The organism is Exiguobacterium sp. SH5S13 (genome assembly GCF_004337085.1).
Classification (GTDB): domain Bacteria; phylum Bacillota; class Bacilli; order Exiguobacteriales; family Exiguobacteriaceae; genus Exiguobacterium; species Exiguobacterium aurantiacum_A.
In genome coordinates, this window is sequence record NZ_SJUS01000058.1 from 1 (window position 1) to 1,487 (window position 1,487).

Here is a 1,487-nt window from a genome sequence, read left to right on the forward strand (position 1 = left end):
TTGAACTGAACCCCGAATGAAGGACACTTGAAATAAGTGACCCATTCGGGGTTTTTCGTATGCGCACGAATCGCTATAATGAACCTATTCATTCAGACGGGAGAAACAACCATGAGTAAAATCATTTTCAATATCCATCAAATTGATCAGCTTGAGTCGAACCCGAACGTCTCGTCGGTTTCAGAACGCTCGATCCAATACACCGGTGAATTCAAAGTAAAGGCCGTGCTTGAAAACATGGACGGCAAGGGACCCCGGCAGATCTTCACGGAGGCTGGATTCGACCTGACGGTAATTGGGAACAGGAAGGCGAAGTCCGCGTTGGAACGATGGCGCCGAACATATCGAAAAGACGGGGAAGACGGTCTCCTGAACGACAAACGTGGAAAGGCTCTGGGAGGTGGACGCCCGAAAACAGACGAGTCGATGGAGAGACGGTTAGCGAAGGCAGAGGCAAGAATCAAGTACCTGACGGCAGAGAATGAACTCTTAAAAAAGCTAGAGAAGTTAGAAGGGCAGGCGAAACATACGAACTGACACCAGCAGCGAAATATCAGGCCATCAACACCGTCATCCGCATCGCACAGCTGAAGAACCTCGTCCGCCCACTATGTGAGATCGCCGGCGTGAGCCGGAGTGGCTATTACGCCTGGTTGAACCGTGCCGAGGCGGCGTCCCTCCGGGAAGAGCGTGATTACCTAGACGCGACACTCCTCAAGCAAATCCACGACAGCCATAAAGGTAAAGTCGGTTATCGGGGGCTGTACATGGAGGTGCTCGCGACACTCGGCGTCCGGATCAACCACAAACGGATTCTCCGACTGATGCGCAAGTATAACATCGTCACCAAAATCCGGAGGATGAATCCTTATCGGAAGCTCTCTCAGGCGACGCACGAGCATCGCGTCGTGCCGAATCTGTTGAACCGTCAGTTCCGACAGAGCGAGCCTGGAAAGGTGTTCGTGACCGACATCACCTACCTCCCGATCGCCTCCGGCGAGAACGTCTATCTGTCATGCGTGAAGGACGTGGCCACGCGTGAGATCGTGGCGCACAAGCTGTCCGCAAGCCTTCACATGGACCTCGTCTTTCAGACGATGGAAAAACTTGAAGATCACCTCCAAGGGAATCTGCATCCCGAGGCGATGATCCATTCGGATCAAGGCTTCCACTATACACATCCGGACTACCAACAACTCGTTCGCAGCCTTGGACTGGTCCAGTCCATGTCACGTCGAGGCAACTGTCTCGACAACGCACCAATTGAATCATTCTTTGGCCATTTGAAGGACTATGTCACCAACCGATCGTGTGGATCAATCGAGCAGGTCAGAGAAATGGTCGGGGACTACATAAACTATTACAACTGCGAACGCGGTCAGTGGAACCTAAAAAAGATGACCCCGGAACAATATCGGGGCCATCTAATCGCCGCATAGGACATACGGGCTTTTTATTAAACTGTCCATTTTACGGGGCTCAGTTCA

The 1,487-nt window shown here is 52.1% G+C and carries 1 protein-coding gene; it reads left to right on the forward strand.

The window, feature by feature from the left end; translation table 11 throughout:
- Positions 1-111 precede the first annotated feature (111 nt).
- Positions 112-1,439 (forward strand): IS3 family transposase gene (locus tag EVJ30_RS14870; RefSeq protein WP_370251111.1). Its coding sequence is split into 2 segments (ribosomal slippage): positions 112-484 and positions 484-1,439, totalling 1,329 coding nucleotides; the frame shifts between segments, so codons are not numbered across the junction.
- Positions 1,440-1,487: the final 48 nt, after the last annotated feature.